General features: G+C 74.5%; 24 protein-coding genes. 8 read left to right on the top strand and 16 right to left on the bottom strand.

All coding sequences use genetic code 11. From position 1 onward, the window contains the following. Positions 1 to 4: 4 nt before the first annotated feature. On the top strand, positions 5 to 1,021 hold the full coding sequence (locus BLR12_RS18510) for a carbohydrate kinase family protein (protein WP_091381336.1): 1,017 nt from the start codon (positions 5 to 7) through the stop codon (positions 1,019 to 1,021). A 13-nt stretch (positions 1,022 to 1,034) separates the two neighbouring features. Beyond that, entirely contained in the window at positions 1,035 to 1,505 is a 471-nt protein-coding gene (locus BLR12_RS18505) for a GNAT family N-acetyltransferase (protein ID WP_091381334.1), read from the top strand. Here BLR12_RS18505 and BLR12_RS18500 read toward each other — a convergent pair. The 10 genes from BLR12_RS18500 to BLR12_RS18455 form a co-directional block, all read right to left on the bottom strand. After that, a complete protein-coding gene (locus tag BLR12_RS18500; RefSeq protein WP_091381332.1) occupies positions 1,502 to 3,157 on the bottom strand; it encodes a glycoside hydrolase family 13 protein in 1,656 nt (551 codons plus the stop codon). The two genes, BLR12_RS18505 and BLR12_RS18500, sit on opposite strands and share 4 nt — an antisense overlap. Positions 3,158 to 3,320: 163 nt before the next feature. Further along, positions 3,321 to 4,598 (bottom strand): ABC transporter ATP-binding protein, encoded by a 1,278-nt coding sequence (locus BLR12_RS18495; protein ID WP_091381330.1) that lies wholly within the window; start codon positions 4,596 to 4,598, stop codon positions 3,321 to 3,323. A 38-nt stretch (positions 4,599 to 4,636) separates the two neighbouring features. Next, the gene (locus BLR12_RS18490; RefSeq protein ID WP_091381329.1) at positions 4,637 to 5,470 is read right to left on the bottom strand and encodes a carbohydrate ABC transporter permease; all 834 of its coding nucleotides are present in this window, start codon (positions 5,468 to 5,470) and stop codon (positions 4,637 to 4,639) included. After that, positions 5,470 to 6,432: a carbohydrate ABC transporter permease gene (locus BLR12_RS18485; protein WP_091381327.1), complete on the bottom strand. Its 963-nt coding sequence runs from the start codon at positions 6,430 to 6,432 to the stop codon at positions 5,470 to 5,472. Before BLR12_RS18485 ends, BLR12_RS18490 begins: the two co-directional genes overlap by 1 nt. Continuing rightward, positions 6,429 to 7,772 carry an extracellular solute-binding protein gene (locus BLR12_RS18480; protein WP_091381326.1) on the bottom strand — a complete coding sequence of 448 codons (1,344 nt, stop codon included), beginning with the start codon at positions 7,770 to 7,772 and terminating at the stop codon, positions 6,429 to 6,431. The genes BLR12_RS18485 and BLR12_RS18480 overlap by 4 nt, the downstream gene beginning before the upstream one ends. A 147-nt stretch (positions 7,773 to 7,919) precedes the next feature. Beyond that, the gene (locus BLR12_RS18475; RefSeq protein ID WP_091381324.1) at positions 7,920 to 9,155 is read right to left on the bottom strand and encodes a DUF4032 domain-containing protein; all 1,236 of its coding nucleotides are present in this window, start codon (positions 9,153 to 9,155) and stop codon (positions 7,920 to 7,922) included. A gap of 172 nt (positions 9,156 to 9,327) precedes the next feature. Continuing rightward, positions 9,328 to 9,732, bottom strand: a complete 405-nt coding sequence (locus BLR12_RS18470; RefSeq protein ID WP_091381322.1) for a helix-turn-helix domain-containing protein — start codon at positions 9,730 to 9,732, stop codon at positions 9,328 to 9,330. A 188-nt stretch (positions 9,733 to 9,920) separates the two neighbouring features. Continuing rightward, the gene (gene pgsA, locus BLR12_RS18465) at positions 9,921 to 10,586 is read right to left on the bottom strand and encodes a CDP-diacylglycerol--glycerol-3-phosphate 3-phosphatidyltransferase (RefSeq protein ID WP_091381321.1); all 666 of its coding nucleotides are present in this window, start codon (positions 10,584 to 10,586) and stop codon (positions 9,921 to 9,923) included. Further along, positions 10,583 to 12,010, bottom strand: a complete 1,428-nt coding sequence (locus tag BLR12_RS18460) for a MiaB/RimO family radical SAM methylthiotransferase (RefSeq protein WP_091381319.1) — start codon at positions 12,008 to 12,010, stop codon at positions 10,583 to 10,585. The genes pgsA and BLR12_RS18460 overlap by 4 nt, the downstream gene beginning before the upstream one ends. Positions 12,011 to 12,080: 70 nt before the next feature. Next, entirely contained in the window at positions 12,081 to 14,609 is a 2,529-nt protein-coding gene (locus BLR12_RS18455) for a DNA translocase FtsK (RefSeq protein ID WP_091381317.1), read from the bottom strand. Between the two features lie 73 nt (positions 14,610 to 14,682). On the opposite strand from BLR12_RS18455, the gene BLR12_RS18450 reads away from it, so the two are divergent. The 3 genes from BLR12_RS18450 (at position 14,683) to BLR12_RS18440 (ending at position 17,932) form a co-directional block, all read left to right on the top strand. Further along, positions 14,683 to 16,680 carry a S9 family peptidase gene (locus tag BLR12_RS18450; RefSeq protein WP_091381913.1) on the top strand — a complete coding sequence of 666 codons (1,998 nt, stop codon included), beginning with the start codon at positions 14,683 to 14,685 and terminating at the stop codon, positions 16,678 to 16,680. A gap of 65 nt (positions 16,681 to 16,745) precedes the next feature. Continuing rightward, entirely contained in the window at positions 16,746 to 17,270 is a 525-nt protein-coding gene (locus BLR12_RS18445) for a sigma-70 family RNA polymerase sigma factor (RefSeq protein WP_091381315.1), read from the top strand. Beyond that, positions 17,267 to 17,932, top strand: coding sequence for an anti-sigma factor family protein (locus BLR12_RS18440; protein WP_091381313.1), 666 nt, complete (start codon positions 17,267 to 17,269; stop codon positions 17,930 to 17,932). The genes BLR12_RS18445 and BLR12_RS18440 overlap by 4 nt, the downstream gene beginning before the upstream one ends. A 57-nt stretch (positions 17,933 to 17,989) precedes the next feature. On the opposite strand, the gene BLR12_RS18435 is transcribed toward BLR12_RS18440, so the two are convergent. The 5 genes from BLR12_RS18435 to BLR12_RS18415 form a co-directional block, all read right to left on the bottom strand. After that, on the bottom strand, positions 17,990 to 19,291 hold the full coding sequence (locus BLR12_RS18435) for a right-handed parallel beta-helix repeat-containing protein (protein WP_091381311.1): 1,302 nt from the start codon (positions 19,289 to 19,291) through the stop codon (positions 17,990 to 17,992). Positions 19,292 to 19,370: 79 nt separating this feature from the next. Continuing rightward, complete coding sequence (locus BLR12_RS18430; protein ID WP_091381309.1) at positions 19,371 to 21,071, bottom strand: ribonuclease J; 1,701 nt, start codon at positions 21,069 to 21,071, stop codon at positions 19,371 to 19,373. A 10-nt stretch (positions 21,072 to 21,081) separates the two neighbouring features. Then, positions 21,082 to 21,978, bottom strand: coding sequence for a 4-hydroxy-tetrahydrodipicolinate synthase (gene dapA, locus BLR12_RS18425; protein ID WP_091381308.1), 897 nt, complete (start codon positions 21,976 to 21,978; stop codon positions 21,082 to 21,084). A gap of 9 nt (positions 21,979 to 21,987) precedes the next feature. Further along, positions 21,988 to 22,518: a dihydrofolate reductase gene (locus BLR12_RS18420; protein WP_091381306.1), complete on the bottom strand. Its 531-nt coding sequence runs from the start codon at positions 22,516 to 22,518 to the stop codon at positions 21,988 to 21,990. 4 nt (positions 22,519 to 22,522) lie between these two features. Beyond that, entirely contained in the window at positions 22,523 to 23,341 is an 819-nt protein-coding gene (locus BLR12_RS18415) for a thymidylate synthase (protein WP_176832587.1), read from the bottom strand. 89 nt (positions 23,342 to 23,430) lie between these two features. Between BLR12_RS18415 and BLR12_RS18410 the strand changes: the two genes are divergently transcribed. Continuing rightward, positions 23,431 to 23,829 carry a DUF1232 domain-containing protein gene (locus tag BLR12_RS18410; RefSeq protein WP_091381304.1) on the top strand — a complete coding sequence of 133 codons (399 nt, stop codon included), beginning with the start codon at positions 23,431 to 23,433 and terminating at the stop codon, positions 23,827 to 23,829. Here the strand turns inward: BLR12_RS18410 and BLR12_RS18405 are convergent. After that, entirely contained in the window at positions 23,826 to 25,046 is a 1,221-nt protein-coding gene (locus BLR12_RS18405; RefSeq protein WP_091381302.1) for a winged helix-turn-helix domain-containing protein, read from the bottom strand. The two genes, BLR12_RS18410 and BLR12_RS18405, sit on opposite strands and share 4 nt — an antisense overlap. Before the next feature lie 68 nt (positions 25,047 to 25,114). On the opposite strand from BLR12_RS18405, the gene BLR12_RS18400 reads away from it, so the two are divergent. Together BLR12_RS18400 and BLR12_RS18395 are read left to right on the top strand one after the other, a co-directional pair. Then, positions 25,115 to 25,714: a GNAT family N-acetyltransferase gene (locus BLR12_RS18400; RefSeq protein WP_091381301.1), complete on the top strand. Its 600-nt coding sequence runs from the start codon at positions 25,115 to 25,117 to the stop codon at positions 25,712 to 25,714. After that, positions 25,711 to 26,376: a DUF2461 domain-containing protein gene (locus BLR12_RS18395; RefSeq protein ID WP_091381299.1), complete on the top strand. Its 666-nt coding sequence runs from the start codon at positions 25,711 to 25,713 to the stop codon at positions 26,374 to 26,376. The genes BLR12_RS18400 and BLR12_RS18395 overlap by 4 nt, the downstream gene beginning before the upstream one ends. Positions 26,377 to 26,507: the final 131 nt, after the last annotated feature.

The following is a 26,507-nucleotide window of genomic DNA, read 5'->3' as shown; positions in this document are numbered from 1 at the left end:
GGGCGTGAGCAGCGACCGCTCGGTGCTGAGCGTCCTGGGGGAACTGGTCGTCGACATGCTGCCCGACGCGGCGGCCGGTGCCGGCCCCCACGGCACGGCACCGCACTACGTCGCCCGGCCCGGCGGCAACGCCCTCAACGTCGCGGTCGCCGCCGGCCGCCTCGGCGTCCCGGTCCGGCTGATGGCCCGCCTGGGCACCGGCCCGCTGGCCGCGGGACTGCGACGGCACGCGGAACTCTCGGACGTCGACCTCGCCGGCTTCGTCCCGGCCACCGAGCCGGTCAGCCTCGCGGTGGTGGGCCTGGGGCCCGACGGCTCGCCGGACTACGGCTTCCACGTGCAGGGCGCCGCCGACTGGCAGTGGACCGACGAGGAGCTGGCCGCCGTCCTGCCGGAGGGGACGGCGATCCTGCACGTCGGCTCGATCTCCAGCTGGACCCCGCCCGGGTGCGAGGCGATCGCCCGGCTGGTCGAGCAGGTCGCCGCCGACGACCGGGCACTGGTCAGCGTCGACCCCAACATCCGGCCGATGCTGGCCGACGGCCCGGTCGGGACGACGCTGGGCAACTCCCCGGCCGAGGTGCGCGACCGCCTCGAGCGGTTGCTGTCCCGCGCCGACATCGTGAAGGTCAGCGCCGAGGACCTGGCCTGGCTGGAGCCGGACGCCGCGGCCGACCTCGACGGGACGGCGCTGCGCTGGGCCGACCGGGGCGCGGCCCTGGTGCTGCTCACCGACGGCGGGGCGCCGCTGCGGATCGCCCGGCCCGGCCGCGCGCTGCTGCGCCGCGAGCCGCCGCGGGTTCCCGTGGTCGACACCGTGGGCGCCGGGGACTCGCTGGCCGCCGGGCTGTTCGCCGGCCTGCTCGAGGCCGGCGTCACCACCCGGGCGGCCCTGGAGCAGCTGCCCGACGACGAGCTGCTGCCGATCGTGGACGACGCCGCCCTGGTCGCCGCGCTCAACTGCACGCGCGAGGGCGCCGACCCGCCGACCCGCGACGAGCTGGTCAGGGCCCGCGCATGAGCACGGCCCGCCGGTGAGCACGCCCGACGACGTCGCGCTCGTCGGGTTCGCCGAACTGTCGGCGACCGTCGTGCGCGCCCGCCTGCTCGCCGACCACGACCGGTTCTGGGACGCCGACACCCGGCCGCTGCACCACCCGGTCTGGTTCGACCAGTTCGGCGGCTTCGGCGTCCTGGCCCGCAGCGCCGGCGGTGCGGACGTCGGCTACCTGCTCGGCGTGGTCACCGCCGACCGGCTGGCCTACCTGCACCTGCTCGCGGTGCGCGACGACCGGCGCCGGACCGGCCTGGGTCGCCGGCTGGTGGCCTGGTTCGACGACCTGGCGCGCGGCACCGGGGCGCGGGTGGTGCAGGCGGTCGCTCGGCCGGAGGACGCCGCCGCGGTCGCCTTCCACACCTCGCTGGGCGCCAGCGCGCACCTGGCTCCCGACCGCGCCGGACCGGGTGCGGACCGCCTGGTGCTGACCCGCTCGCTCGCGCGCTAGCCCGTCCGCAGCCAGACGGCCACGTCCGGTGGCAGCTCCTCCTCGACCGGCGCGCTGCTCAGCACCGGGAGGCCGTGCGCGCCCAGCGGAACCGGGTGCGCCGACAGGTTGACGATGCACCGGAACCGCGGGCCGCGGTCGAAGGCCAGCACGCCGTCCCCCAGGTCGCGCCAGGTCAACGGCGCGTCGTCGGCGAGCCCCGGCAGGTCACGGCGCATCCGCAGCGCGCTGCGGTGGAGCGACAGGGTGGACGCCGGGTCGTCCCGCTGGGCGGCCACGGTCAGCTCCCGCCACGCGTCGGGCTGGGGCAGCCACGGGGAGACACCGTCGGCCGTGAAGCCGAACGGCGGCCGGTTCCCCGACCACGGCAGCGGCACCCGGCAGCCGTCGCGGCCGCGTGCGGTGTGGCCGGAGCGCTCCCAGGTCGGGTCGGTGAGGACGTCCTCGGGGAGGTCCTCCACCTCGGGCAGGCCCAGTTCCTCGCCCTGGTACAGGTAGGCGCTGCCCGGGAGGGCGAGCGTCAGCAGGGCGGCGGCGCGGGCGCGCCGCAGGCCCAGCGCCAGGTCGGCGGGCGCAGCCGCGTCGAAGCCCATCGTCGCCGCCCCGCTGGCGGCCCGGCCGAAGCGGGTGACGTGCCGGGTCTCGTCGTGGCTGGACAGCACCCAGGTGGCCGGCGCACCGACCGGAGCCAGCGCGGCGAGCGTCCCGTCGATCGCCGCCCGCAGGCTCCCGGCGTCCCAGGGCGCCTTGAGGTAGTCGAAGTTGAAGCTGGTGTGCAGCTCGTCGGACCGGACGTAGCGGGCCAGCCGCTCGGGACCGGCGACCACGGCCTCGGAGACGAACACCCGGTCGCCCGGGTACCCGTCACTGATCCGCCGCCAGCGCCGGAAGACCTCGTGCACCTCGTCGCGATCCCAGTGCGGGTTGTCGGTCCACCGGCTGGACTCGAACAGCGCGCCCGGCGCGTGCCCGGCGTCGGGCAGGCCGGGCACCTTGGCCAGGGCCGGGGCGGCGTCCACCCGGATGCCGTCGACGCCGCGGTCCAGCCAGAACCGCACGACCCCGTCGAACTCCTCCTGCACCACCGGGTCGCCCCAGTCCAGGTCCGGCTGCTCCGGTGCGAACAGGTGCAGGTACCACTGCCCCAGCCGCCCGTCGGGCTCGCGCACCCGCGTCCAGGCCGGGCCGCCGAACGCGCTGATCCAGTCGTTGGGCGGCTGCGTCCCGCCGTCGCGGCCGTCGCGGAAGAAGTACCGCGCCCGCTCGGGGGCGCCGGGCCCGCCGGCCACCGCAGCGCGGAACCACGGGTGCTCCGCGGAGGTGTGGTTGGCGACCAGGTCGACGAGGACCCGCAGCCCCGCGTCGTGGGCCTCGCCGAGCAGCGCGTCGACGTCGGCGAGGGTGCCCAGCCGCGGGTCGATGTCGCGGTGGTCGGTGACGTCGTAGCCCCCGTCGGCCATCGGCGAGGGGTACCAGGGCGTCACCCACAGGGCGTCGACGCCGAGGTCGGCCAGGTACGGCAGCCGGCTGCGCAGCCCGTCGACGTCGCCGACGCCGTCACCGTCGGAATCGGCGAAGCTGCGCAGGTAGACCTCGTAGACCACCGCCGTCCGCCACCACGGACGGCGGCCCTCCGGGACGGCGGGGTGCATCGGTCTCCTGAGGTGGTCGAGGCAGGCCGCAGTGCCGGCGGCCACGGCGGCCGCCGGCACCGCGGGTGGCCCAGCCCGGGCCTGCGCGGGATGGGGAGGGACGGGCGGCCCCCTGCAGGGACCCGCCGCGAGCCTGCGAGTGGCGGGGGCGGGGGGTCCTCTTTCAGGCGGCTCCGGCCCGGGTGGCCCCGCCGCCGACCGTCGTCCCCTGGGCCTGCGCCTCCTGGACCTGCTCGACCCGGTCCTCGGTGGCCATCTGGGTCAGCCGTGCCCCGGCCTCGGCGTCCCGGGTGAGGTTGTCACCGGTCTGCGGGTCGAAGACGTGCACCTTGCGGGCGTCCAGCCAGAACTCCGCCTCGCGTCCCTCCCGCATCCGGCTGGTCGCGTCGATGGACACGATCGCCTGGGTGCGCAGCTCCTCGGAGTCCAGCTCCCGCGACAGCTCCCGCAGCTGGTCGCGGATGGCGTCCGGCGCCTCGTAGGGGATGTAGGCGTACTGCGAGTCGCCCAGCCACTCGGTGACGTCGACCCGCGCCCGGAACATCGAGCCCAGCGGCCGCTTGGCCTCGTCGACCAGTGACGCGTCCTCGAAGTACTCGGGCCGGATGCCGACCAGCAGCAGGTCGCGGCCCCGCACGGCCGCGGCCCGGCGCTCGTCGAGCGTGACCGCCCCGAACGGCGTCTTCAGCCGGTCGCCGTCCAACGTCGCCGGGAGGAAGTTCATCGGCGGGGAGCCGATGAAGCCGGCGACGAAGAGGTTGACCGGCTGCTCGTAGAGCTCGCGCGGCGAGGCGACCTGCTGGATCTTGCCCTTGCGGAGCACGCAGACCCGGTCGCCCAGCGTCATCGCCTCGGTCTGGTCGTGGGTGACGTAGACCGTGGTGATCCCCAGCCGGCGCTGCAGCCGGGAGATCTCGGTGCGCATCTGGCCGCGCAGCTTGGCGTCGAGGTTGGACAGCGGCTCGTCGAAGAGGAACGCCTCGGCCTGGCGCACGATGGCCCGGCCCATCGCGACCCGCTGCCGCTGACCACCGGAGAGGTTGGCCGGCTTGCGCTCCAGGTGCTCCTTGAGCTCCAGGACGTCGGAGGCCTCGGTGACCCGGCGGCGCACCTCGTCGTCGTTCATCTTCGCCAGCCGCAGGGGGAAGGCGATGTTCTCGTACACCGTCATGTGCGGGTACAGCGCGTAGTTCTGGAACACCATCGACAGGTTGCGGTCGCGGGGGGCCAGGTCGTTGACCCGCTTGCCGCCGATGATCATGTCGCCGCTGGTGATGTCCTCCAGTCCGACGATCATCCGCAGCAGCGTCGACTTCCCGCAGCCCGACGGACCGACGAGGATCATGAACTCCCCGTCGGCGATGTCCAGGCTGACGTCGTTCACCGCCGGGAAGCCGTCGCCGTACTGCTTGACGATGTTGCGCATCTCGATCGAAGCCATGAGATCTCGTCCCCTCGCTGGGTGGGTGGGTACGGGGGTCAGCCCTTGACCGCGCCGTTGGTGAGACCGGCGACGATGCGCCGCTGGAAGAGCAGCACCAGGACGACGACCGGGATGGTGACGACGACCGCCGCCGCGGCGATCGCACCGGTCGGGTCCTCGAACTGCGAGGCACCGGAGAACAGGCCGAGTGCGGCAGGGACCGGCCGCGACGCCTCGGTCGAGGTCAGCGAGATGCCGTACGCGAAGTCGTTCCAGGCGATGAAGAAGGCGATGATCGCGGTGGTGAACACCCCCGGGGCGGCCAGCGGCACGATCACCTTGCGGAACGCCTGCCAGGTGGTGGCCCCGTCCACCTGCGCCGCCTGCTCCATCTCCCAGGGGATCTCCCGGAAGAACGCCGACATGGTCCAGATGGAGATCGGCAGGGTCAGCGACAGGTACGGGATGATCAGGCCGGGCCAGGTGTCGTACAGCCCGATCTGCCGCCACAGGTTGAACAGCGGCGTGACGATCGAGATCACCGGGAAGATCGCCACCGCCAGCGCCGTGGACAGGATCAGCCGCTTGCCCGGGAAGTCCAGCCGGGCGATCGCGTACGCGGCGAACATCGCCAGGACGCAGGAGATGAACGTCGCGATCAGGCAGATGCCGAAGGAGTTGCGCAGCGCCGGCAGGAACAGGCCGCTCGCCGAGCCGGTCAGGATCGTCGTGTAGTTCTCGAACGTCGCCGACGTGGGCAGGAACTGGCCGTTGGAGATGTCCGCCGGCGCCTTGAGCGACAGCGACACGATCCAGGCGATCGGGAACAGCGCGTAGAGGACGATCGCGATGCCGGCGACGATCCACAGGTTCTTCTCCCGCCGGGACATCAGCCCTCACCCCTCGCCTGCGCCAGGTCGATCCGGAATCCCTTGATGAAGGTGAACGCGATGAGCACCACCGAGAGGAACAGCAGGACCGACACCGCCGAGCCCAGCCCGATCTCCACCCGCGCGATGGTCTGCCGGTAGGCCAGGAACGACACCGACTCCGTGCCGTTGGCGCCGCCGGTCATGATGTAGATGCTGTCGAAGACGCGGAAGGCGTCCAGGGTGCGGAACAGCAGGGCGACCATGATGGCCGCCTTCATGTTCGGGATCGTCACCCGCCACATCCGCTGCCACCAGCTGGCGCCGTCGACCTTGGCCGCCTCCTGCAGCACCTCGGGCACCTGGGCCAGGCCGGCCAGCAGCAGCAGCGAGATGAACGGCGTGGTCTTCCAGATCTCGGCCAGGCAGATGACCAGGATCGACGTCCCCCAGCCGCCGAACCAGTCGGTGTCGGCGCCGATCCCCGGCAGCCAGGCGAACCAGCTGTTGACGAAGCCGCTCTGGATGTCGAAGGCGAACTGCCAGGCGAAGGCCGAGACGACGGTGATGACCGCGTACGGGATGAGGATCGCCGCGCGCAGGACCGGCCGGATCGCCGACAGCGCCTTGGCCATGACCAGGGCCAGGGCGAAGCCGAGCACCAGCTCCACCGCGACCGTGACCACGGTGATGAGCACGGTGACCCAGATGGCCTGCCACCACAGCCCGTCGGTGAGGATCACCACGTAGTTGGTCAGCCCGGTGAACGACCGGTTGGCGGGGTCGGTCAGCCGGTAGCTGAACAGCGAGTACCAGATCGCCTGGCCGATCGGGTACGCGGTGACCAGGAGCATGACCAGGAAGGCCGGGCCGGCGAGCAGCCAGCCGAGCTTGCGTTCGGCACGGGACCGGTCGCTGATCGCCCCGCGCGGTGCCGAGACCGGCTGGGTCTTCTCCGTCGGTGGGAGGGTCGTGGTGGTCACAGCAGCTGCTCCCCTGCGAGTACGGCGCGGATCAGCTCGGCCGCCTGCTCCCCGGTGACGCCCGGCGTGACCGAGGACGCCGGGTGGTAGCTGCGCTGGAGGGCTCCGGAGACCTCGCTGTAGTAGACGGTCTGCGGACGAGGGGCGGCCTGTTCCAGTGACTGCCGGATCTCCGGTGCCATCGGGAAGACCTCCAGGACCTCGGGGTCGTCGTAGACGGCCGCCGACGAGGCCGGGTTGCCGTTGGTGACGAAGTAGTAGGCCTGGTTCTCGTCGGAGACGATGCACTCGGCGGCCTCGTAGGCCAGCTCGGGCGCCGCGCTGAAGGCCCCGACCCCCAGGTTGATGCCGCCGTAGGGCGGCGCCGAGGGGTCGTCCGGGTTGACCCGCGGGTAGATGGTCCAGCCGTAGTCGTCGACGACGGACTGGTCGAGGGTCCCGGCCTCGACCGCGCTCAACGCGCGGCCGTAGACGAACGGCCAGTTGACCATGAAGGAGGCCTCGCCGTCCTCGAAGGCCTGGACGTTGGCGTCCTCGCCGGCAGTCGAGAACGCCGGGCCGACGACGCCGGAGGTACCGACCAGGTTCATCACCTCGGCGGCCCGGGTGCCCGGGTCCTCGGCCAGGCCCAGCTCGATGTTCTCCGGGTCCTCGGCGGTCTCGGTGATGACCGATCCGCCGGCGGACTCGATGAGGGCGTTGAGCCAGACGGTCAGGGCCTCGGCGCGGATGCCCTGGGCGGCCAGCTGGGTGTCCTGCTCCTGCGCGGCCTGGACCAGCTGGTCCCAGGTGACCGGCTGGGTCATGTCCAGTCCGGCCGCCTCGGCGACCGACTGCTTGTACCAGAGCAGCTGGGTGTTGGCCCAGAACGGGACGGCGACGATCTCGCCGTCCCAGGTGGACCCCTCCACCGCGCTGGGCACGACACCCTCGGTGACCCGCTCGGCGACGTCCTCGGGCACCGGGGCCAGGAAGCCGGCCTCGGCGAACTCGGGGATGTAGGGCGGGTCCAGGCTGATCAGGTCGATCGAGGCGTCGTTGGCCGCCAGGCGCCGGACCAGCTGCTCGCGCTGCGCGGAGGACTCGCGCGGCAGCTGCGCCGTCTCGATGGTGTACGCGCCGCCGGACGCCTCGCTGCACCGCGCGGCGATCTCCGCCTGCCCGCCGGAGTCGGGGTTGATGTACCAGGTGAGCGCGTTCGCCGCGCCCGAGTCGCCTCCGCACGCGGCGAGTGTCGAGGCCAGGACCGCGGCCGCAGCCGCCCCGCCCAGCTGGCGTCTGCGCCCCCGCGTCGCGGCTCCGCCGGACGACCTGCCCTTGCTACGTACCGACACCGTCATCCGCCTCCGTTGGAGAGCAGCGAGCCTGCGATCACCGCGGTTTTCGTACCGTGGCCCAGGTCACCGAGGGTGTCAACTCGAACGAAACCGCCTCGTTACCGAGGTCGAGAACGGGTCTCCCGGGCCGCCGGGAGCCGCCCGCGGACGTCAGTCGCGGCCTCCGACGATCGCCGACGGGGTGGTCAGTTCCTTGGGTGTGCGGGGCAGCACCGTGTCGAAGTACGAGCGGGCGGCTTTCGTCGTCCCGACGTCGTGTCCGGCCTTCTCGGACAGGAACCAGCGGTGCTCGAGGATCTCGTGGAAGACCTCCGCCGGCGCCAGCCGGCCGGCGAGGTCGGGCGGGATCGCCTCGACGACGGGCTGGTAGGCCTCGGCCAGCCAGCGGTAGCCCGCGACCGTCTCCGGGACGGGAGAGCCGAGCTTCTGCTCCAGGGTGGCGCGGTAGGCCCGCAGGTCGTTGAGCAGCCGGCGGGCCTGGCGCTCCTGCACCTCCAGGCCGGTCAGCCGGAACAGCTCCCGGCGGTTCTGACCCGGCTCGGAGACGCGGGTCTCCACGCGCAGCCGGGCTCCACCCTCCGGATCGGTGACCAGCTCGATCTCGCCGACGTCGAACCCCAGGTCGTTGAGCCGCTGCAGCCGCTCGGCCACCCGCTGGCGCTGCTCGGCCAGCGCGAAGACCTCCTCGTGGGTGACCTCCTCCCACAGCGCCTCGTAGCGCAACGGCAGGCTGTCGGCGACGTCGATGGGGTCCACGTAGGGCGGCAGCAGGTCGCCGAACTGCAGGTCGAGCAGCTCGGCACCGACCCGCTCCCGGGCGAGGTCGACGTCGTAGCGCCGCTGCCCGGGGCTCAGCTGCGGGTGCCGCTCGGAGGTCTCGGCGTCGACCAGGTGGGCGGTGAAGGCGCCCGCGTCGAGTCGGAACAGCGTGTTGGACAGCGAGCAGTCGCCCCAGAACACGCCGGCCAGGTGCAGCCGGACGAGCAGCACCACCATCGTGTCGAGCAGCTGCTCGGCCGACTGCTCGCCGTGCGGGCGGCTGAACAGGTACCGGTAGGACATCGAGTACTCGAGGTAGCGGGTGACCAGGACGGCGTCCTGGTCGTCGGGGCGGTCGACGCAGATGCCCAGCACCGACACCGACGGCAGCCCCTCCGCCTCGAACTGGCTCAGCAACGCGTACTCGTGGCGGGCCAGCCGCTCGGGGATCTCCTTGAGCGCGTACACGTGCCCGCCCTGGGCGGTGAAGCGGACGACGTGTCGCGAGATGCCGCGCTGGGGCACCTCGAGCAGCAGCTCGGGGTCCCACTCCTCGAGGGGCTGGTCGAAGGGCAGGCTCAGCAGGCCCGCGCCGTCGGTGGCAGGTGGCCGGAAGAGGTACCGCACGACGACCTCCGTTGTGGCGCGCAGCAGCCTGCGACCCGCGATGGGGTCAGGTCGAGCCTGCCACGCCTCCCGGAGCGGCCGGAGGTCGGGCCCGTCCCGGGGCCGACCGGTGCCTGCGGCCGAGGCGGCCGCCCTGCTGGTCCCCCCGCGAGCGGCGGGGGCAGAGGGTCCTTCAGGCGGCCAGGGACACCGCGCCGGCCGGGCGGCCGGCAGCCCGCGCCGGCGCACCGACCAGGGCCAGGGCCGGCTCGGCGGCGGGCAGCTCGGCGGAGGCGGCCGGGGCGGCCTCCTCGTCGGCGACCTCGGCGGCCGCGCCCGCGGGGACCAGCGGGCGGACGCGCACGTCGTCGCCCCGCAGCCCCAGGCTGACCTCGGCGAGCAGGTCGGCGAGCTCCACGTCGAGCGCGTCGCAGATCGAGGCGAGCAGCTCGGAGGATGCCTCCTTCTGCCCCCGCTCGACCTCCGAGAGGTAGCCCAGGCTCACCCGGGCGGCACCGGAGACGTCGCGCAGCGTCCGACGCTGGCGCAGCCGGTGGCCGCGCAGGGTCGTGCCGAGTTGGGTGCGCAGCAGCGTCATCGCCGTCTCCTGTCCTACCTGTGCGGAAGCGGCGGCACCGTCCCAGGAGGGTGCCGTGCGCTCACGGTACGCGGGGCCACTGACGGCCACCGGGCGATCCCGGGCGCGTCCGCTCTGGGCGTAACGCCGTGGGCAGCGCCCCTCTTCCGCGGTCCCGCCCGGAGTGGCGGGGGCAGGGGGGTCCTCGCTCAGGCGGCGGCGTCGGAGCGCGGACCGCCCGTCGCCGGCCCGGCCGAGCGGCGGGCCGCCGCGGCGCGCATCGCCCGGGCGCTGGTGCGCCGCAGGGTGAGCGCGCGGTAGACGTAGTCCAGGCCGGTCACCACGGTCAGCACCACGGCGACGGCCATCACCCACCAGCGGGCCGTGCCGAACAGGCCGTCCAGCGGCAGGGTGTACATCCCGATCGCCAGCGCCTGGACGACGGTCTTGGCCTTGCCACCGCGGCTGGCCGCGATCACGCCGTGGCGGAGCACCCAGAAGCGCAGCAGGGTCACGCCCACCTCGCGGACGAGGATGGTGAGCGTGACCCACCAGGGCAGCAGCGCCAGCATGGAGAGCCCGACCAGCGCGGTGCCGGTCAGCGCCTTGTCGGCGATCGGGTCGGCGAGCTTGCCGAACTCGGTGACCTGGCCGGTGCGGCGGGCGATCATCCCGTCGTAGCGGTCGGTGATGATCGCCAGCGCGAAGACCACGGTGGCCCAGTAGCGCCGCTCGTCGTCCAGCCCGCCGTCGGTGAGCAGCAGGACGGCGAACAACGGCACCACGGCCAGCCGCAGCAGCGTCAGCGCGTTGGGCAGGTTGACCACCCGCGCCGTCTGGGGCGGCGTGGCGGCCGGGTCCGCCGGAGAGGTCATGCGCGCACCACGGGTACCAGGGAGGCGGCCACGAGGTCCACGCCCTCGGTGCCGACGACCTCCGCGGCGACGATCGCGCCCGCCACCGCGCCGTCCGGGACGCCGGTGACCGTCGTCGTGCCGTCGGCCTCAGGGTCCTGGTGGGCGGCGTGCCCGACCCAGACCCCGGGACCCTCCTCGGCCGAGAGGTCCTCGGTGAGCAGCACCTCGACCCGCTCGCCCAGGCGGTCCTCGGCGCGCTGCGCGGTGAGCTCCTCGACCAGGTCGGTGATCCGCCGGACGCGGGCGTCGATCTCGGCCTGGTCCAGCTTGCCGGCCATCCCCATCGCCTCGGTGCCCTCCTCGTCGGAGTAGCCGAACACCCCGACGGCGTCCAGGCGGCCCTCGGTGAGGAAGCGCTCGAGCTCGGCGACGTCGTCCTCGGTCTCGCCGGGGAAGCCGAGGATGACGTTGGTCCGGAAGCCGGCCGTCGGCGCCAGCGCGCGGGCCCGCTCGACGAGCGCGAGGAAGTCGTCGGTGCCGCCGAAGCGCCGCATCCGCCGCAGCAGCCCCGGCGAGGAGTGCTGGAAGGACAGGTCGAAGTAGGGCGCCACGCCGTCGGTCGCCGCGATGACCTCGAGCAGGCCCGGCCGCAGCTCGGCCGGCTGCAGGTAGGCCACCCGCACGCGCGCGATCCCCTCGACGGCGGCCAGCTGCGGCAGCAGCCGCTCCAGCGAGCGCAGGTCGCCGAGGTCCTTGCCGTAGGAGGTGGAGTTCTCGCTGACCAGCACCAGCTCGGCGACGCCCTGCGCGGCCAGCCACTGCGCCTCCCCGAGCACCTCGGCCGGGGGGCGGGAGACGAACGAGCCGCGGAAGGCGGGGATGGCGCAGAAGGCGCACCGCCGGTCGCAGCCCGAGGCGAGCTTGAGCGCGGCCGACGGGCCCGAGGCCAGCCGGCGCCGCTGCACCCAGCCGTGGCCGGGGATGGCCGGGGCGTCGACGGCGGTGCGGGCCGCGGAGCGGTCGACCGGGCTGATCGGCAGCAGCGTGCGCCGGTCGCGCGGGTCGTGCGGCACCAGCGGACGGCCGGTGATGACGTCGTCGAGGCGCTCGCCGATCGCGGCGTAGTCGTCGAAGCCGAGGACCGTCGCCTCGGGCAGCGCGCCGGCGAGCTCGGAGCCGTACCGCTCGGCCATGCAGCCCACCGCGACCACCCGGGCACCGGAGTCGGTGGCGGCCAGGATCGCGTCGACGGAGTCCTTCTTGGCCGACTCGATGAAGCCGCAGGTGTTGACCAGGACGGCGTCGGCACCCTCGGCGTCCTCGACCAGCCGGTACCCACCGGCGGCCAGCCGGCCGGCCAGCTCCTCCGAGTCGACCTCGTTGCGGGCGCACCCGAGGGTCACCACCGCCACGGTCCGGGCAGGGTCGGGCAGCGCTGTCACCCGGCCATCTTAGGCCCCCTCCCGGGTCCCGCCCCGAGCCTGCGAGGGGTGGGGAGGAGGGGGTCCTTCCTCAGCCCTCCGTGCCGCGCAGGGTGAACATCACCGACTCCAGCTCGTCGGGCTTGACCAGCACGTCGCGGGCCTTGGACCCCTCCGACGGGCCGACGATCCCGCGGCTCTCCATGAGGTCCATGAGCCGGCCGGCCTTGGCGAACCCGACGCGCAGCTTGCGCTGCAGCATCGACGTCGAGCCGAACTGACTGGTGACGACGAGCTCGACGGCCTGCACCAGCAGCTCGAGGTCGCCGCCGATGTCCTCGTCGATCTCCTTCTGCTCGCCGGCGGCGGCGCTGAAGACCTCCTCGCGGTACTCCGGCTCGGCCTGCCGCTTGGTGAACTCGACGACCGCCTCGATCTCGGCGTCGGAGACGTAAGCACCCTGCACGCGCATCGGCTTGCCCTGGCCGATCGGCATGAACAGGGCGTCGCCCATGCCGATCAGCTTCTCCGCGCCGGGCTGGTCGAGGATGACCCGGCTGTCGGTGAGGCTGGAGGTGGAGAACGCCAGCCGCGACGGCACGTTGGCCTTGATCAGGCCGGTGACGACGTCGACCGAGGGCCGCTGGGTGGCCAGCACCAGGTGGATGCCGGCCGCACGGGCCTTCTGGGTGATCCGGACGATCGACTCCTCGACGTCGCGCGGGGCCACCATCATGAGGTCGGCGAGCTCGTCGACGATCGCCAGGATGTACGGGTAGGGCCGGTACACCCGCTCGCTGCCCGGCGGCGCCACGATCTCGCCGCGCTCCACCTTGCGGTTGAAGTCGTCGATGTGCCGGACGCCGGTGGACCGCATGTCCTGGTAGCGCTGCTCCATCTCCTCGACCAACCAGGCCAGCGCGGTGGCGGCCTTCTTGGGGTCGGTGATGATCGGCGTGATCAGGTGCGGGATGCCGTCGTACGGGGTGAGCTCGACCATCTTCGGGTCGATGAGGATCATCCGCAGCTGGTCCGGGGTGGCCCGCAGCAGCAGCGAGGTCAGCAGCGAGTTGACGCAGCTGGACTTGCCGGCACCGGTGGCGCCGGCGACCAGCAGGTGGGGCATCTTCGCCAGGTTCGCGCAGACGAAGCCGCCCTCGATGTCCTTGCCCAGCCCGACCAGCATCGGGTGCGGGTCCTGCTTGGCGACCTGGGAGCGCAGCACGTCGCCCAGGCTGACCATCTCGCGGTCGGTGTTGGGCACCTCGACACCGACCGCGGACTTGCCCGGGATCGGCGCGAGGATGCGGATGTTGTCGTTGGCGACCGCGTAGGCCATGTTCTTGGTCAGCGCGGTGATCTTCTCGACCTTGACCGCCGGGCCCAGCTCGATCTCGTAGCGGGTGACCGTCGGGCCGCGGGTGAAGCTGGTGACCGCGGCGTCGATGTTGAACTGCTCGAGCACGCCGGTGATGGCCTCGGTCGCGGCCTCGGTGGCCTTGGAGTTCTTCTTCGGCGGATCGCCGGGACGCAGCACGCCGACCGAGGGCAGCGTGTACTGGCCCTCGACCGGCTCGATGCGCAGCTGCTCGGGCTCGGTGACCGGCTCGAGCTCCTCCGACGGCGCGGTCCGGTCCACCACCGCCGCACGGCGGGTCGGGACCGGCGGGGGCGGGGGCTCGTACCGCACCGCCTCGGGGGCCTCGTCCAGCGCGGCGTGGTCGATCGCCGGCACGGTCTCCACCGGGCCGGTGTCCATGAGGTCGTCCGACAGCGACCGGCGCCGACCGCGGCGCGGCGCCGGCGCCTCGGCCGGCTCGTCGTCCCAGTCCTCGTCGTCGTAGTGGTCCTCGTCGTCCTGCGCCTGGCCCAGCAGCCGGTCGCCGAGCTCGCGGAGCCGCTCGGGGATCTGGTGCACCGGCGTCGCGGTCAGCACGAGCAGGCCGAAGAACGCCAGCAGGACGAGCAGGACGACGGTGACGACCGCGCCCACGCCGGCGGCCAGCGGCGTCGCCGCGGCCCACCCGACCAGCCCGCCGGAGCCGGGCTCGCCCGCGGCGGGCTTGGCGCCCGCGCCGGCCACCTGGGCGATGCCGAGCACCGACACGACCAGGCAGAGCCAGCCGATCGCCAACCGGCCGCGCGCCTCGGGGCGCGGGCCCCGGCGCAGCAGCCGCAGCGCGGCGAGGAACAGCACGACGGGCAGCACCATGACCAGTGAGCCGACGACCCAGCGGACCCCCGCGGTGAGCGCGGCGCCGACCGGGCCGATGCCGTTGCTCCAGGCGGCCGCGCCCAGCACGACGGCGAGGCCGAGCACGGCCAGGCCGACGCCGTCGCGGCGGTGCTCGGGCGCGAGCGGCTCGGCCTCCTGCGGGCGGGCGACCGAGCGGGCCAGCCCGCCGGCGCCGCGGGCGAGCAGCGACCAGCCACCGCTGACCACGCTCCACAGGCCCGGGCCGGAGCCCTTGGCCGCGGGCCTGCGGGCGGCGGGCTTGCGGCTCCCGGCCGCGGGGCGCTTGGCGGGCGGGCGCTTCCGGGCCGCGGTCGACCCGGAGCCGGAGCGGCCGCGCGCGGACGACTTGCCGGACGGCCGGGTCGTCGTCGTGCGAGCAGGCATGCGTCGACGGTAATCGCCGAGACCCCAGGTCGACGGCAGGCGCGGCCTCGTGTCCGGCACCTACGGTCGGGCCATGCCCGCACGCAGGACCCTCCCGTACGGCAGCTGGCCCACCCCGGTCACCTCGGAGCTCGTCGTCCGGGCCGCCGCCCGGCTCGAGGAGGTGGCCGTCGACGACGACGCCGTCTGGTGGTCGGAGTCCCGCCCCGGCGAGGGCGGCCGCTCCGCGCTGGTCCGCCGCCCGGCCGACGGCGGGGTGGGCGGGCGGGCCGTCGACGTGCTGCCCCCGCCGTGGGACGCGAGGACGCGGGTGCACGAGTACGGCGGTGGCGCCTGGGCGGTCCGCGGCGGCGTCCTCTGGTTCGTGCACTTCCCCGACCAGCGGCTGTACCGGCTCGACCCCGGCGCCGGTTCCCCGGTCCCGGTGACGGCGGAGCCGGAGCTGCCGGCCGGGGTCCGGTACGCCGACCTCACCCCCACCGCGGACGGCGGCCTGCTCGCGGTCCGGGAGACCCACGCCGCGAGCGGTGCGGCGGCCGACGTCGTCGACGAGGTCGTGCGCATCGGTCCGGACGGCGGGGTGGAGGTGCTGGTCAGCGGACCGGACTTCGTCTCCGACCCGCGCCCCTCCCCCGACGGCCGGCACCTCGCGTGGCTGCAGTGGGACCACCCCGACATGCCGTGGGACGCCGCCGCCCTCGTGGTCCGCGGCCCCGACGGCGGCGAGACGGTGGTGGCCGGCGGCCGCTCCGCCGACGGCCGGTCGGAGTCCGTGGTGCAGCCCACCTGGGACGCGGACGGCGCACTGTGGTTCTGCGCCGACCGCACCGACGTCTGGGCGCTGTACCGGTGGCGGCCGGGCGGCGCGGTGGAGCCGGTCCTCGACGTGGGTGCCGACATCGCCGGGCCGCAGTGGCGCTTCGGCGCCCGCCGCGTCGCGCTGCTCGGTGACGGCCGGGTCGTCCTGGCCTCCGCGCGGGAGGGCGAGGACCGGCTCGCGGTGCGGGAGACCGACGGCGCGGTCCGCGAGCTCGACCTGCCGTACACGGCCTTGCGCGCGGTGACCGCGGCGGGCCGGTCGGTGGTCTGCGTGGCGGGCAGCCCGGCGAGCGAGCCGGTCGTGCTGCGGGTCGCGGTGGACGGTGACCCACCCACCCACCCGACCGCGGAGGTGCTGCGGCCGGCGCGCGAGCTGGGTGTGGACCCGGCCTGGTTCTCCCGGCCGGAGCACGTGACCTTCCCGACCCCCGAGCGCGGCACCGGCATCGGCGAGGCCCACGCGCTGGTCTACCCGCCGACCAACCCGGAGGCGACCGCCCCGGACGGCACGCTCCCGCCGCTGCTGGTCGTGGTGCACGGCGGGCCGACCGCGGCGACGACCTCGGTGCTGAACCCGGAGGTGCAGTACTGGACCTCCCGGGGCTTCTGCGTCGCCGACGTCGACTACCGCGGCTCGACCGGCTACGGGCGGCGCTACCGGGAGGCCCTGCGCGGCACCTGGGGCGTCGTGGACCTCGACGACGTCGTGGCCTGCGCGCAGCACCTGGCCGGCGCCGGCCGGGTGGACCCCGCCCGGATGGCGGTCCGCGGCGGCTCGGCCGGTGGGTACACCACGCTCGCGGCGCTGTGCCTGCGGCCGGGGGTCTTCTCCGCGGGTGCCAGCCACTACGGCGTGGCCGACCTCGCCGCGCTGGCCGCCGACACGCACAAGTTCGAGTCCCGCTACCTCGACTCGCTGGTCGCGCCGTGGCCGGAGGGCGCCGACGTCTACGCCGAGCGCTCACCGATCTCGCACGTCGACGCGTTCGACACCCCGCTGGCGGTGTTCCAGGGCGCGGAGGACCGGGTGGTACCGCCCGAGCAGGCCGAGGCGATCGTCGCGGCGCTGCGCGAGAAGGGGGTGCCGCACGCCTATCTGCTGTTCCCCGGCGAGCAGCACGGCTTCCGGCGGGCGGAGAACATCCGCGCGGCGCTGGACGGCGAGCTGTCCTTCTACGCGCAGGTGTGGGGCTTCGAGCTGCCCGAGGAGGAGGCCATCCCGCCGATCGAGGTGGTGCGGCCCGCGAGGTGAGGCGTGAACGCGGCCGCCACCGCCGCCGTACCCCCTCCGGCGAGGACGCCGAGGGGAGGAGCCGGATGGCGCGTCACCACGGGTCGGAGCTCGACGTCCGGGCGGCCTACGCCGCGCACGGTGCCGAGCTCTACCGCTTCGCGCTGCGCCAGCTCGGGGACGGCGGGGCCGCGCAGGACGTCGTCCAGGAGGTGTTCCTGCGGGCGTGGCGCTCGTCGGATTCCTACGACCCGACCCTGGCGAGCCTGCGCACCTGGTTGTTCGCGATCGCCCGCAACGTCGTCGTGGACGAGGCGCGGCGGTTCGCCGTCCGGCCGTGGCAGCGCACGCTGACCGACGGCACCGGCACCGACGTCCCGTCGGTGGGCGCCATCGACGAGGCGGTGGTCGACGCCTGGGTGGTGGAGGAGGCGCTGCGCCGGATCGGCGAGGAGCACCGGACGGCGATCGTGCAGACCCACCTGCGCGGCCGGCCGCACGCGGAGGTGGCCGCCGAGCTCGGCATCCCGGTGGGGACGCTGCGCAGCCGGGTGTTCTACGGGCTCAAGGCCCTGCGACTGGCGATGGAGGAGATGGGGGTGGAACCGTGACCGAGGGTGGGGAGCACCGCGGGATGCGCGAGCAGCTGGGCTGGTACGCCCTCGGGCACGGGACGCCGGAGGAGCGGGCCGCGGTGCGTGCGCACCTGGACGGCTGTGCCGCCTGCCGGGCCGAGCTGGCCGGGCTGACCCCGCTCACCGCCCGGCTGGCCGGCGTGGACCCCGACCGCCTGGACGAGCAGCCGGCACCGCCGGCCGGCCTCGGGGACGCCGTGCTGGCCCGGATCGCGGCGGAGGCACCGCTGCGCCGGCGCCGGGGGACGTCGCGGCGGGCGCTGGCCGCGGCCGCCGTCGTGGGGATCGCCGCGGCCGGCTTCGGTGCCGGGTGGCTGGCCCGCCCGGTGCCCGACCCGCTGCCGCTGGAACCGGTGGCCGTGCAGGTCGCCGTGACCGACATCGAGGCGCGCGCCGACGTCGTCCCGCACACGTGGGGCGTGGAAGTGCGGCTGGTCGGCGAGGGCTTCACCGCCGGCGAGGTCTACCGGGTCGTGGTGACCGACGAGGACGGCACCCCGGTGCCCGCCGGCCAGTTCCTCGGCGTCGGCCCCGCGGAGCTGCGCTGCAACCTCAACTCCTCGGTCCTCCGGGAGGACGCGACCGGGTTCCGGGTCGTCGACGCCGAGGGCACCGTGGTGGCCAGCTCGCAGCTCTGAACGCCGGCGGCGCCGGGACCCCGTACGAGGTCCCGGCGCCGCTGGTGGGCAGGAGCGTCAGCTGCCGTTCGCGGGGACGGTGCGCCCGTCGACGGTGAAGCCCCTGCCGTTCCCGTCCTGGAACACGTCCGGCCCGACCGGGGCGGTGTTGCGGCGGATCTCGGTGCGGGTGACCGTCATCGTCCCGGTCTCGGAGTTCCACAGCCCACCGCCCTCGGCCGCCGCGCTGTTGCCGGTGACCGACCCGCGGTCGATCCGGACCTGGCCGGCACCGGTGAGGTGCAGGCCGCCGCCGTTGCCCGGGTTGGCCCCGGTCGAGTTGCCGGTGAGGTCGGTGCGCTCCAACCGCGTCGTCCCGGCGTCGGCCTCGATGCCGCCGCCGGCCCGCTTCGCCGAGTTGCCCTTCACGACCGTGCGCTCGACGACCAGCGTGCCGCCGTCGTTGAGGATGCCGCCGCCGGAGCCGCTCGTGCCGTCGGCGACGTTGTGCCGGACCTCCGAGCGGACGACGGTCAGCGTGCCGCCGTCGTTGAACAGCCCACCGCCGCCCTGGTCGGCCGCCGGCCCGCTGGCGGTGTTGCGCTCGACGGTGCTGCGCTCCACCGTCATCGTCCCGGTCGCGGAGTTCCACAGGCCGCCACCCTCGGCCGCCGCGGTGTTGCCGGTGACCGTGGTCCGGTCGACGTGCACCGTGCCCGCGCCGGTCAGGTGCAGGCCGCCGCCGTTGCCGGGGGTCGGGCCGGTGCTGTTCCCCGACAGCGTGGCGCGGGTCAGCGTGGTCTCCGACCCCGCGACGGCCTCGATGCCGCCACCGGCCCGGGCCGCGCTGTTGCCGGTGACCGTGCTGCGGTCCACGACGAGCGTGCCGGCGTTGCGCACGCCGCCGCCGGACCCCGCGTCCGAGTCGCCCTCCCGCGGGGCCACGCCCCCGGTCACGGTGAGGTGGCGCAGGGTCAGCGAGCCCCCGGTCCGCACGTCGAGTACCCGGTCGATCCCGGCCGCGTCCACGGTGGCGCCGTCCCCGCTGACCGTGATGCGGGACGTGACGTCGAGGTCACCGGACCCCGCCGCGTCCTCGGCCCCGCGCAGGCCCAGCGCGTACCTGCCCTTCCCGAGCTCGATCCGTCCGCCGCCGGAGGCGTTGGCCTCCTGCACCGCGGCCCGCAGCGAGCACTTCCGGGCCGCGTCGGCGCACGTTCCGTCGCCCGGCTTGGCGTCGACGGTGTCCGACCGGGTCGTGACCTGGTACCGCTCGCCCTCGCCGGACCGCCCGCCGTCGTGCGCCAGGGCGGGGCTCGCGGTCAGCAGGGCGACGGCCAGTGCGGTCGCCACGGCCCCCGCCCGTGATGTGGTGCGCATCGGTTCTCCCTCGGATGGCGGCGCCCGACGGTGGGCACCGGACGAGGGGGCATACGCGGGTGATCTCGGTCGCGTTCGGTCAGACCTCGAGGACGGTCGGGATGATCATGGGACGGCGGCGGTAGGTGTCCGACACCCACTTGCCGATCGTCCGGCGGATCACCTGGGAGAGCCGGTGCGGGTCGGTCTCGCCGTCGGCCAGCGTGCGGCGCAGGCTCTCCTCGACCAGCTGCAGCGCCGGGTCGAAGACCGAGGGGTCGTCGGCGAAGCCGCGGGCGGAGAGGTGCACCGGCCGCACGATCGTCCGCGTCGACGGCTCGATGACGACGGTGAGCGCGACGAACCCCTCGTCGCCGAGGATCCGCCGCTCCTGCAGCGACTCCTCCCCCACGTCGCCCACGTTCAGGCCGTCGACGTAGACGTCGCCGACCGGCACCGACCCGACGATCGACGCCTTGCCGTCGACCAGGTCCACGACGACGCCGTCCTCGGCGAGGATCACGCGGTCGCGCGCCATCCCGGTCTCCTCGGCGAGCGCCGCGTGGGCGCGCAGGTGCCGCCACTCGCCGTGCACCGGCATCAGGTACCGCGGCTTGGCGACGTTGAGCAGCGTCCGCAGCTCGCCGGCCGGCGCGTGGCCGGAGACGTGCACCCGCGCGGTCTCCTTGTGCACGACGGTGGCGCCGAGCCGGGCCAGGCCGTTGATGACCTTGTAGACGGCGGTCTCGTTGCCGGGCACCAGCGAGGAGGCCAGCACGATGGTGTCGCCCGCCTCGATGGTCACCTGGTGGTGCTCGCCGCGGGCCATCCGCCCGAGGGCCGACAGCGGCTCGCCCTGCGACCCGGTGCTGACCAGCACGACCTGCTCCGGGGGCATGCTGGTCGCCTCGTCGAGGCTGACCATGAGCCCCGGGGCGACCCGCAGCAGCCCGAGGTCGCGGGCCACCCCCATGTTCCGCACCATCGAGCGGCCGACCAGGGCGACCTTGCGGCCGTGCGTCTCGGCGGCGTCGAGCACCTGCTGGATCCGGTGCACGTGGCTGGCGAAGCTGGAGACGATCAGCCGCTGGGTGGCCCGGCGGAACACGTCCTCCAGGACCGGCCCGATCGAGCGCTCGGGGGTGACGAAGCCGGGGATCTCCGCGTTGGTGGAGTCGGCGAGCAGCAGGTCGATGCCCTCCAGCCCCAGCCGGGCGAAGGCGCCGAGGTCGGTGAGGACGCCGTCCAGCGGGAGCTGGTCCATCTTGAAGTCGCCGGTGTGCACCAGGACCCCGGCCGGCGTGTGGACGGCGACGGCCAGCGCGTCGGGGATCGAGTGGTTGACCGAGATGAACTCGCAGTGGAACGGGCCGGCGACGTGGTCGTCGTTGGCCGCCACCTCCACCAGCACCGGGTCCAGCCGGTGCTCGCGCAGCTTGGCCCTGACCAGCGCGAGGGTGAACCGGGAACCGACGAGCGGGATGTCGCGACGCATGCGCAGCAGGTAGGGGATCGCGCCGATGTGGTCCTCGTGCCCGTGGGTGAGGACGACGGCCACGACGTCGTCGAGCCGGTGCTCGATGACGCCGAAGTCCGGGAGGATCAGGTCGACGCCGGGCTGCTCGGCCTCGGGGAACAGCACCCCGCAGTCGATGACCAGCAGCTTGCCGTCGAACTCGAGCACGGCCATGTTGCGGCCGATCTCCCCGAGACCGCCGAGCGCCATGACACGCAGCCCGCCCTCGGGCAGCGGCGGCGGCGCCTGCAGGTCCAGGTGGGGCTGGGTGGTCGAGGCGGTCACGAGGTCGTGCTCACAGGTGGATGCCTCCGTCGGCGAGGTCGGTGCGCAGCTGCGCGCGTTGTTCGGGGGTGGCGTCGACCAGCGGCGGGCGCACGGGCCCGGCCGGCAGGCCGAGCTCGTGCAGCGCCGCCTTGGTCAGGATGACGCCCTGGGTGCGGAAGAGGCCGGTGTAGACCGGCAGCAGGCTCTCGTTGACCGCCCGGGCCTTGACCAGGTCGCCGGACTCGACGGCGGTGATCAGCTCGGCCAGCCGCGGGCCGACGAGGTGGCCGGCGACGCTCACGACGCCGACCGCGCCGACCGCGAGCAGCGGCAGGTTGAGCAGGTCCTCGCCGCTGTAGTACGCGAGGTCGGTGCGGGCGAGGGTCCGCATCACCGCGCCGAAGTCGCCCTTGGCGTCCTTCACCGCGACGATGCGCGGGTGCTCGGCCAGTCGGGCGAGCGTGTCCACCTCGATGGGGACGACCGAACGCGGCGGGATGTCGTAGAGCATCACCGGCAGGTCGGTGGCGTCGGCCACGGCGGTGAAGTGGCGCAGCAGCCCGGCCTGCGGCGGCTTGTTGTAGTACGGCGTCACGACGAGCAGGCCGTCCGCGCCCAGGCGCTCGGCCCGCCGGGCGTTCTCGATGGAGTGCGCGGTGTCGTTGGTGCCGACGCCGGCCACCACGACGGCGCGGTCGCCCACGGCGTCGAGCACCGCCTCGAGGACGGCGGACTGCTCGCCGTCGCTCAGGGTGGGCGCCTCGCCCGTGGTGCCGAGCACCACCAGACCGTCGTGCGCCTGCCGGTCGACCAGGTGCGCGGCCAGTTCCTGGGCACCCGCGAGGTCGATCGAGCCGTCCTCGGCGAAGGGCGTCACCATCGCCGTGAGCACACGGCCGAAGGGCCGGGCGGGGTCGCTGGTCATGCCTCGAATCTACCGACCCGCGCCGGCGGGCACGCCGGCGTCGGTCGCAGCGCGCCGGTACTCCGACACCGCGTACCGCAACCCGGTGGACGACGCCGTCCAGCCGGTCCCCGGGCTGCGCGAGACCCGCACCCACTCCCGGCCCAGCTCCGGGGCCCAGGTGTCGCCGGCGACCGCGGTGTCGACGTCGGTGACCACCACCCGGTCGGCGTGCGGCAGGAACGCGGCGTAGACCCGGCCGCCGCCGATCACCCAGAGGTCGCCGTCGTCCGGGCGGGCCAGCACGTCGGCCACCCCGGCGGCCGGCTGGGCGCCGTCGGCGGCCCAGGACCGGTCGGTGGTGAGGACGACGTTGCGCCGTCCGGGCAGCGGCCGGAACCGCTCCGGCAGCGACTCCCAGGTGCGCCGGCCCATGACGACGGTGGCGCCGGTGGTCAGCTCGCGGAACAGCCGGAGGTCCTCGGGCAGGTGCCAGGGCAGCCGGCCGTCGGCGCCGATGACGCCGCCGCGGGCCTGCGCCCAGACCAACCCGATCGTCACGCGCTCAGACCGCCACCGCCGCGCGGATCGCCGGGTGGTGCCGGTAGTCGCGCAGCGTGAAGTGCTCGTAGGTGTACTCGAACAGCGAGGGGGCCGGGGCGAGGTCGAGGGCCGGGAAGGCCAGCACCTCGCGGGAGAGCTGCTCGCGGACCTGGTCGACGTGGTTGCCGTACACGTGGCAGTCGCCGCCGACCCAGATGAAGTCGCCCGGGGCCAGCCCGACCTGGTCGGCGACCATGCGGGTGAGCAGCGCGTAGCTGGCGATGTTGAACGGCACGCCGAGGAACATGTCGGCGCTGCGCTGGTAGAGCTGGCAGGACAGCCGGCCGTCGGCGACGTGGAACTGGAACAGCGCGTGGCACGGCGCGAGCGCCATGTCGGGCAGCGCGGCGACGTTCCAGGCGGAGACGACCATGCGCCGCGAGTCGGGGTCGGTGCGCAACGTCTCCAGGACGCCGGCGATCTGGTCGACGTGCGCGCCGCCGGGCGTGGGCCAGGACCGCCACTGGACGCCGTACACCGGCCCCAGCTCACCCTCCGGCGAGGCCCACTCGTCCCAGATGCTGACCCGGTTCTCCTGCAGCCAGCGGACGTTGCTGTCCCCGCGGAGGAACCACAGCAGCTCGTAGGCGATCGACCGGAAGTGCACCGACTTGGTCGTGACGAGCGGGAACCGCTCGGACAGGTCGTAGCGCAGCCGCTCGCCGAACAGGCTCACCGTGCCGGTGCCCGTCCGGTCCTGCTTCGGGGTGCCCTGCTCGAGCACCCGGCGCAGCAGGTCCTCGTACTGGGTGTCGATCGGGCCGTCGGTCGCGCTCGTCACGCGCCCGAGCCTACGGCCGGCCGCCGACACCCGGCCGCGACACCGGTCACCTGCCGACCGCTCCTGCCCCACCGGCCAGACTCGTCCCCGTGGAGTGGTGGGGTGCCCTCGTCGCGGTCGCCGGCGGCCTGCTCCTGCTCTGGGCCGCCCTGCTCCTGCTGCTGTGGCGGGCCCGGCCGCCGGACCTCACCGTCCGCGAGGCGCTGCGGCTGCTGCCCGACCTGGTCCGGCTGGTGCGCCGGCTCGCCGCCGACCGGTCCCTGCCCCGGGGTGTGCGGCTGCGGCTCTGGCTGCTGCTGGGCTACCTGCTGTCGCCGCTGGACCTGGTCCCCGACGTGGTCCCGGTGCTCGGCTACGCCGACGACGTCGTCGTGGTGGCCCTCGTGCTGCGCTCGGTGGTGCGGGCGGCCGGGGACGCGGCCCTGGAGCGCTGGTGGCCCGGTGGCCCGGCGGGCCTGGCCGTCGTCCGCCGGCTGGCCGGCCGCTAGCTGTACCGACCACGGACGTCGGCCAGCGCGGCCGCGAGGTCGCCCCGCTCGCCGACGACGACCGTGTCCAGCCGCATCCAGCCGGCCATGAGCGCCAGCTCGTCGGCGAGCGCCACCGCCACCTCGCGGCGGTCCGCGCCGTCCTCGGCGAAGGCCGCCTGCACGCGCAGCACCCCGGCCTGCCGGTCGGCCTTGAGGTCGACCCGGGCGACCAGCCGGTCGCCGAGCAGGAACGGCAGCACGTAGTAGCCGTGCACCCGCTGCGCGGCCGGCGTGTAGATCTCCAGCCGGTAGCGGAAGCCGAAGACGCGCTCCACCCGCGGCCGCTCCCACACCAGGGAGTCGAACGGGCTCAGCAGCGCCCGCGCCCGCACCCACCGGGGACGCCGGGCCGCGGGGTCCAGCCACGCGGGCGCGTTCCAGCCGGCCACCTCGACCGGGAGCAGCTCCCCCGCCTCGACCAGCTCGGCGATCGCCGCGCGGGCCGCCGGTGGACGCAGCCGGAAGTAGTCGCGCAGGTCCCGCTCGGTGGCCACGCCGAGCGCCCGCGACGCGGTGCGCACGAGCTCGCGGACGGCGTCGGCGGGGTCCGGCGTCGGGGCCTGCAGGACGGCGGCCGGCAGCACCCGCTCGGTGAGGTCGTAGACGCGCTCGAAGCCCGCCGTCCGGCCGCGGGTGGTGACCACGCCGGTGTAGAAGAGCCACTCGAGGGCGGTCTTGCCGGCGTGCCAGTTCCACATGCTGCCGGGCCGGTCGGGCCGCGGCTCGGCGAGGTCGCTGGCCTTGAGCGGGCCGGCCTCGCGCACCCGCTGGAGCACCTCACCCACGTAGCCGGGCCGCTCCCGCTGGATGCGGACCATCGAGCCCCAGGCGTGCTCCTCGGCCGCCGCCATCCGCCAGCGCAGGTGCGGGTGCAGCCGCACCGGCAGCAGCGAGGCCTCGTGCGCCCAGTACTCGAACAACTCCCCCCGGCGGCCGGCGAGGTCGTCGAGCGCCTCGCGGGGGTAGGGCCCCAGCCGGCTGAAGGCGGGCAGGTAGTGCGCCCGGGACAGCACGTTGACCGAGTCGACCTGCAGCACCGCGAGCCGGTCGGCCACCCGGCGCAGCTGCCGCGTGCCGACCGGACCCGTGGGGCGCGGGTCGGCGAGGCCCTGGGCGGCGAGTGCGATGCGGCGGGCCAGCGCGGCCGGCAGCCGGTCGGCGACGGGTGCTCCCACGGCCGCCGATCCTGCCCCGGACCCCTGACGGCCCCGGGAGGACCCCTGCGTCGGCCTAGGCTCCAGACGTGCAGCCGACCTCCTCCTTCCCCCGCCGGGCGGGGACCGCCGAGGTGTCGGTCCGCCCCGCCCGACCGGACGACGCGGAGGCGGTCGCCCGCGTGCAGGCCGTGACCTGGCGGACGGCGTACCGCTCCCTCCTGCCGGTCGAGGTCCTCGACAGCTGGGACGAGGCGGCGGCCGCCGAGACCTGGCGGGCGGCGGTGACGGCGCCGCCGACGCCGGGCCACGGCGTCCTGGTGGCCGTGGAACGCGACACCGTGGTCGGCTTCGCCGCCCACGGGCCGGCGGAGCTCACGACTGGCGAGCGCCCGCACCCGGCCGGCCCCAGCAGCGAGGTGGCCGCCCTGCTGGTCGAGCCCCGGTGGGGACGGCGCGGGCACGGCAGCCGGCTGCTGGCCGCCGTCGCCGACCTCGCCGAGGCCGCGGGGACGGCACGGCTGCAGGTGTGGCTGGCGGAGCAGGACACCGTCTCCGCCGGCTTCTTCGAGTCCGCCGGGTGGGCCCGGGACGGTTGGCAGCGCACGCTGGACACCGGTGGGGTGCCGCTGCGGGAGGTCCGCTGGCACACGCTGCTGCGCGGACCGGACACGGACGGGAGTCGATGAGCTTCGAGGGGTTCCCCGACGAGGGGCTGGTCTTCTACGAGGGGTTGGAGGCCGACAACAGCAGGACCTACTGGACGCAGCACCGCGGGGCCTACGACGACGCCGTGCGGGCGCCGATGCAGGCGCTGCTCGACGAGCTGGCCGCCGAGTTCGGTCCCGCGAAGCTGTTCCGGCCGTACCGCGACGTCCGCTTCAGCCACGACAAGACGCCTTACAAGACCCACCAGGGCGCGGTCGTCAACCCCGACGGCCGGGGCGCGGGCGCCTGGTACGTGCAGATCTCGGCGGACGGGCTGATGGTCGGCGGTGGCTGCTGGCGGCTGGAGTCCGACCAGGTGGCCCGCTACCGGCGGGCTGTCGCCGACGACGTGCAGGGTCCGCGACTGCGTGCCGAGGTCGACCGCCTCGCCGGTGCGGGCTGGGCGATCGACGGCGACCGCCTGGTGCGGGTGCCGTCCGGCTTCGGCGTGGACGACGACCGCGCCGACCTGCTGCGGCACAGGTCGCTGCACGCGTCGCGGCGCTGGGAGCCGGCCGACTGGCTGCACGAGCGCCGGGCACTGGACGAGGTACGCACCTGCTGGCGCGAGCTCAGCGCGCTGAACGCGTGGTTGGCCGACAACGTGGGTGCGACGACCCGGGAGCCGCGCGCCCGTCGGTGACCACGCACCGACGGGGTCGCAGTCTCCGACCTGGGGATGCATGAAGGGCCCTCACCGGGTGGTGAGGGCCCTTCATGGAATGGTTGTCCGGCGGCGTCCTACTCTCCCACCCCGTCTCCGGGGCAGTACCA

The organism is Geodermatophilus sp. DSM 45219, from assembly GCF_900104025.1.
Classification (GTDB): domain Bacteria; phylum Actinomycetota; class Actinomycetes; order Mycobacteriales; family Geodermatophilaceae; genus Geodermatophilus.
This window is presented reverse-complemented; position numbering and strand designations above follow the sequence as displayed.

Excerpts from the sequence above, each read along its gene's own strand:
- BLR12_RS18450 (WP_091381913.1), top strand. The coding sequence starts at position 14,683 with ATGCCCGCACGCAGGACCCTCCCGTACGGCAGCTGGCCCACCCCGGTC.
- BLR12_RS18490 (WP_091381329.1), bottom strand. The coding sequence starts at position 5,470 with ATGTCCCGGCGGGAGAAGAACCTGTGGATCGTCGCCGGCATCGCGATC.
- pgsA (WP_091381321.1), bottom strand. The coding sequence starts at position 10,586 with ATGACCTCTCCGGCGGACCCGGCCGCCACGCCGCCCCAGACGGCGCGG.
- BLR12_RS18455 (WP_091381317.1), bottom strand. The coding sequence starts at position 14,609 with ATGCCTGCTCGCACGACGACGACCCGGCCGTCCGGCAAGTCGTCCGCG.
- BLR12_RS18470 (WP_091381322.1), bottom strand. The coding sequence starts at position 9,732 with ATGACGCTGCTGCGCACCCAACTCGGCACGACCCTGCGCGGCCACCGG.
- BLR12_RS18445 (WP_091381315.1), top strand. The coding sequence starts at position 16,746 with ATGGCGCGTCACCACGGGTCGGAGCTCGACGTCCGGGCGGCCTACGCC.
- dapA (WP_091381308.1), bottom strand. The coding sequence starts at position 21,978 with ATGACCAGCGACCCCGCCCGGCCCTTCGGCCGTGTGCTCACGGCGATG.
- BLR12_RS18480 (WP_091381326.1), bottom strand. The coding sequence starts at position 7,772 with ATGACGGTGTCGGTACGTAGCAAGGGCAGGTCGTCCGGCGGAGCCGCG.
- BLR12_RS18395 (WP_091381299.1), top strand. The coding sequence starts at position 25,711 with ATGAGCTTCGAGGGGTTCCCCGACGAGGGGCTGGTCTTCTACGAGGGG.
- BLR12_RS18495 (WP_091381330.1), bottom strand. The coding sequence starts at position 4,598 with ATGGCTTCGATCGAGATGCGCAACATCGTCAAGCAGTACGGCGACGGC.
- BLR12_RS18435 (WP_091381311.1), bottom strand. The coding sequence starts at position 19,291 with ATGCGCACCACATCACGGGCGGGGGCCGTGGCGACCGCACTGGCCGTC.
- BLR12_RS18500 (WP_091381332.1), bottom strand. The coding sequence starts at position 3,157 with ATGCACCCCGCCGTCCCGGAGGGCCGCCGTCCGTGGTGGCGGACGGCG.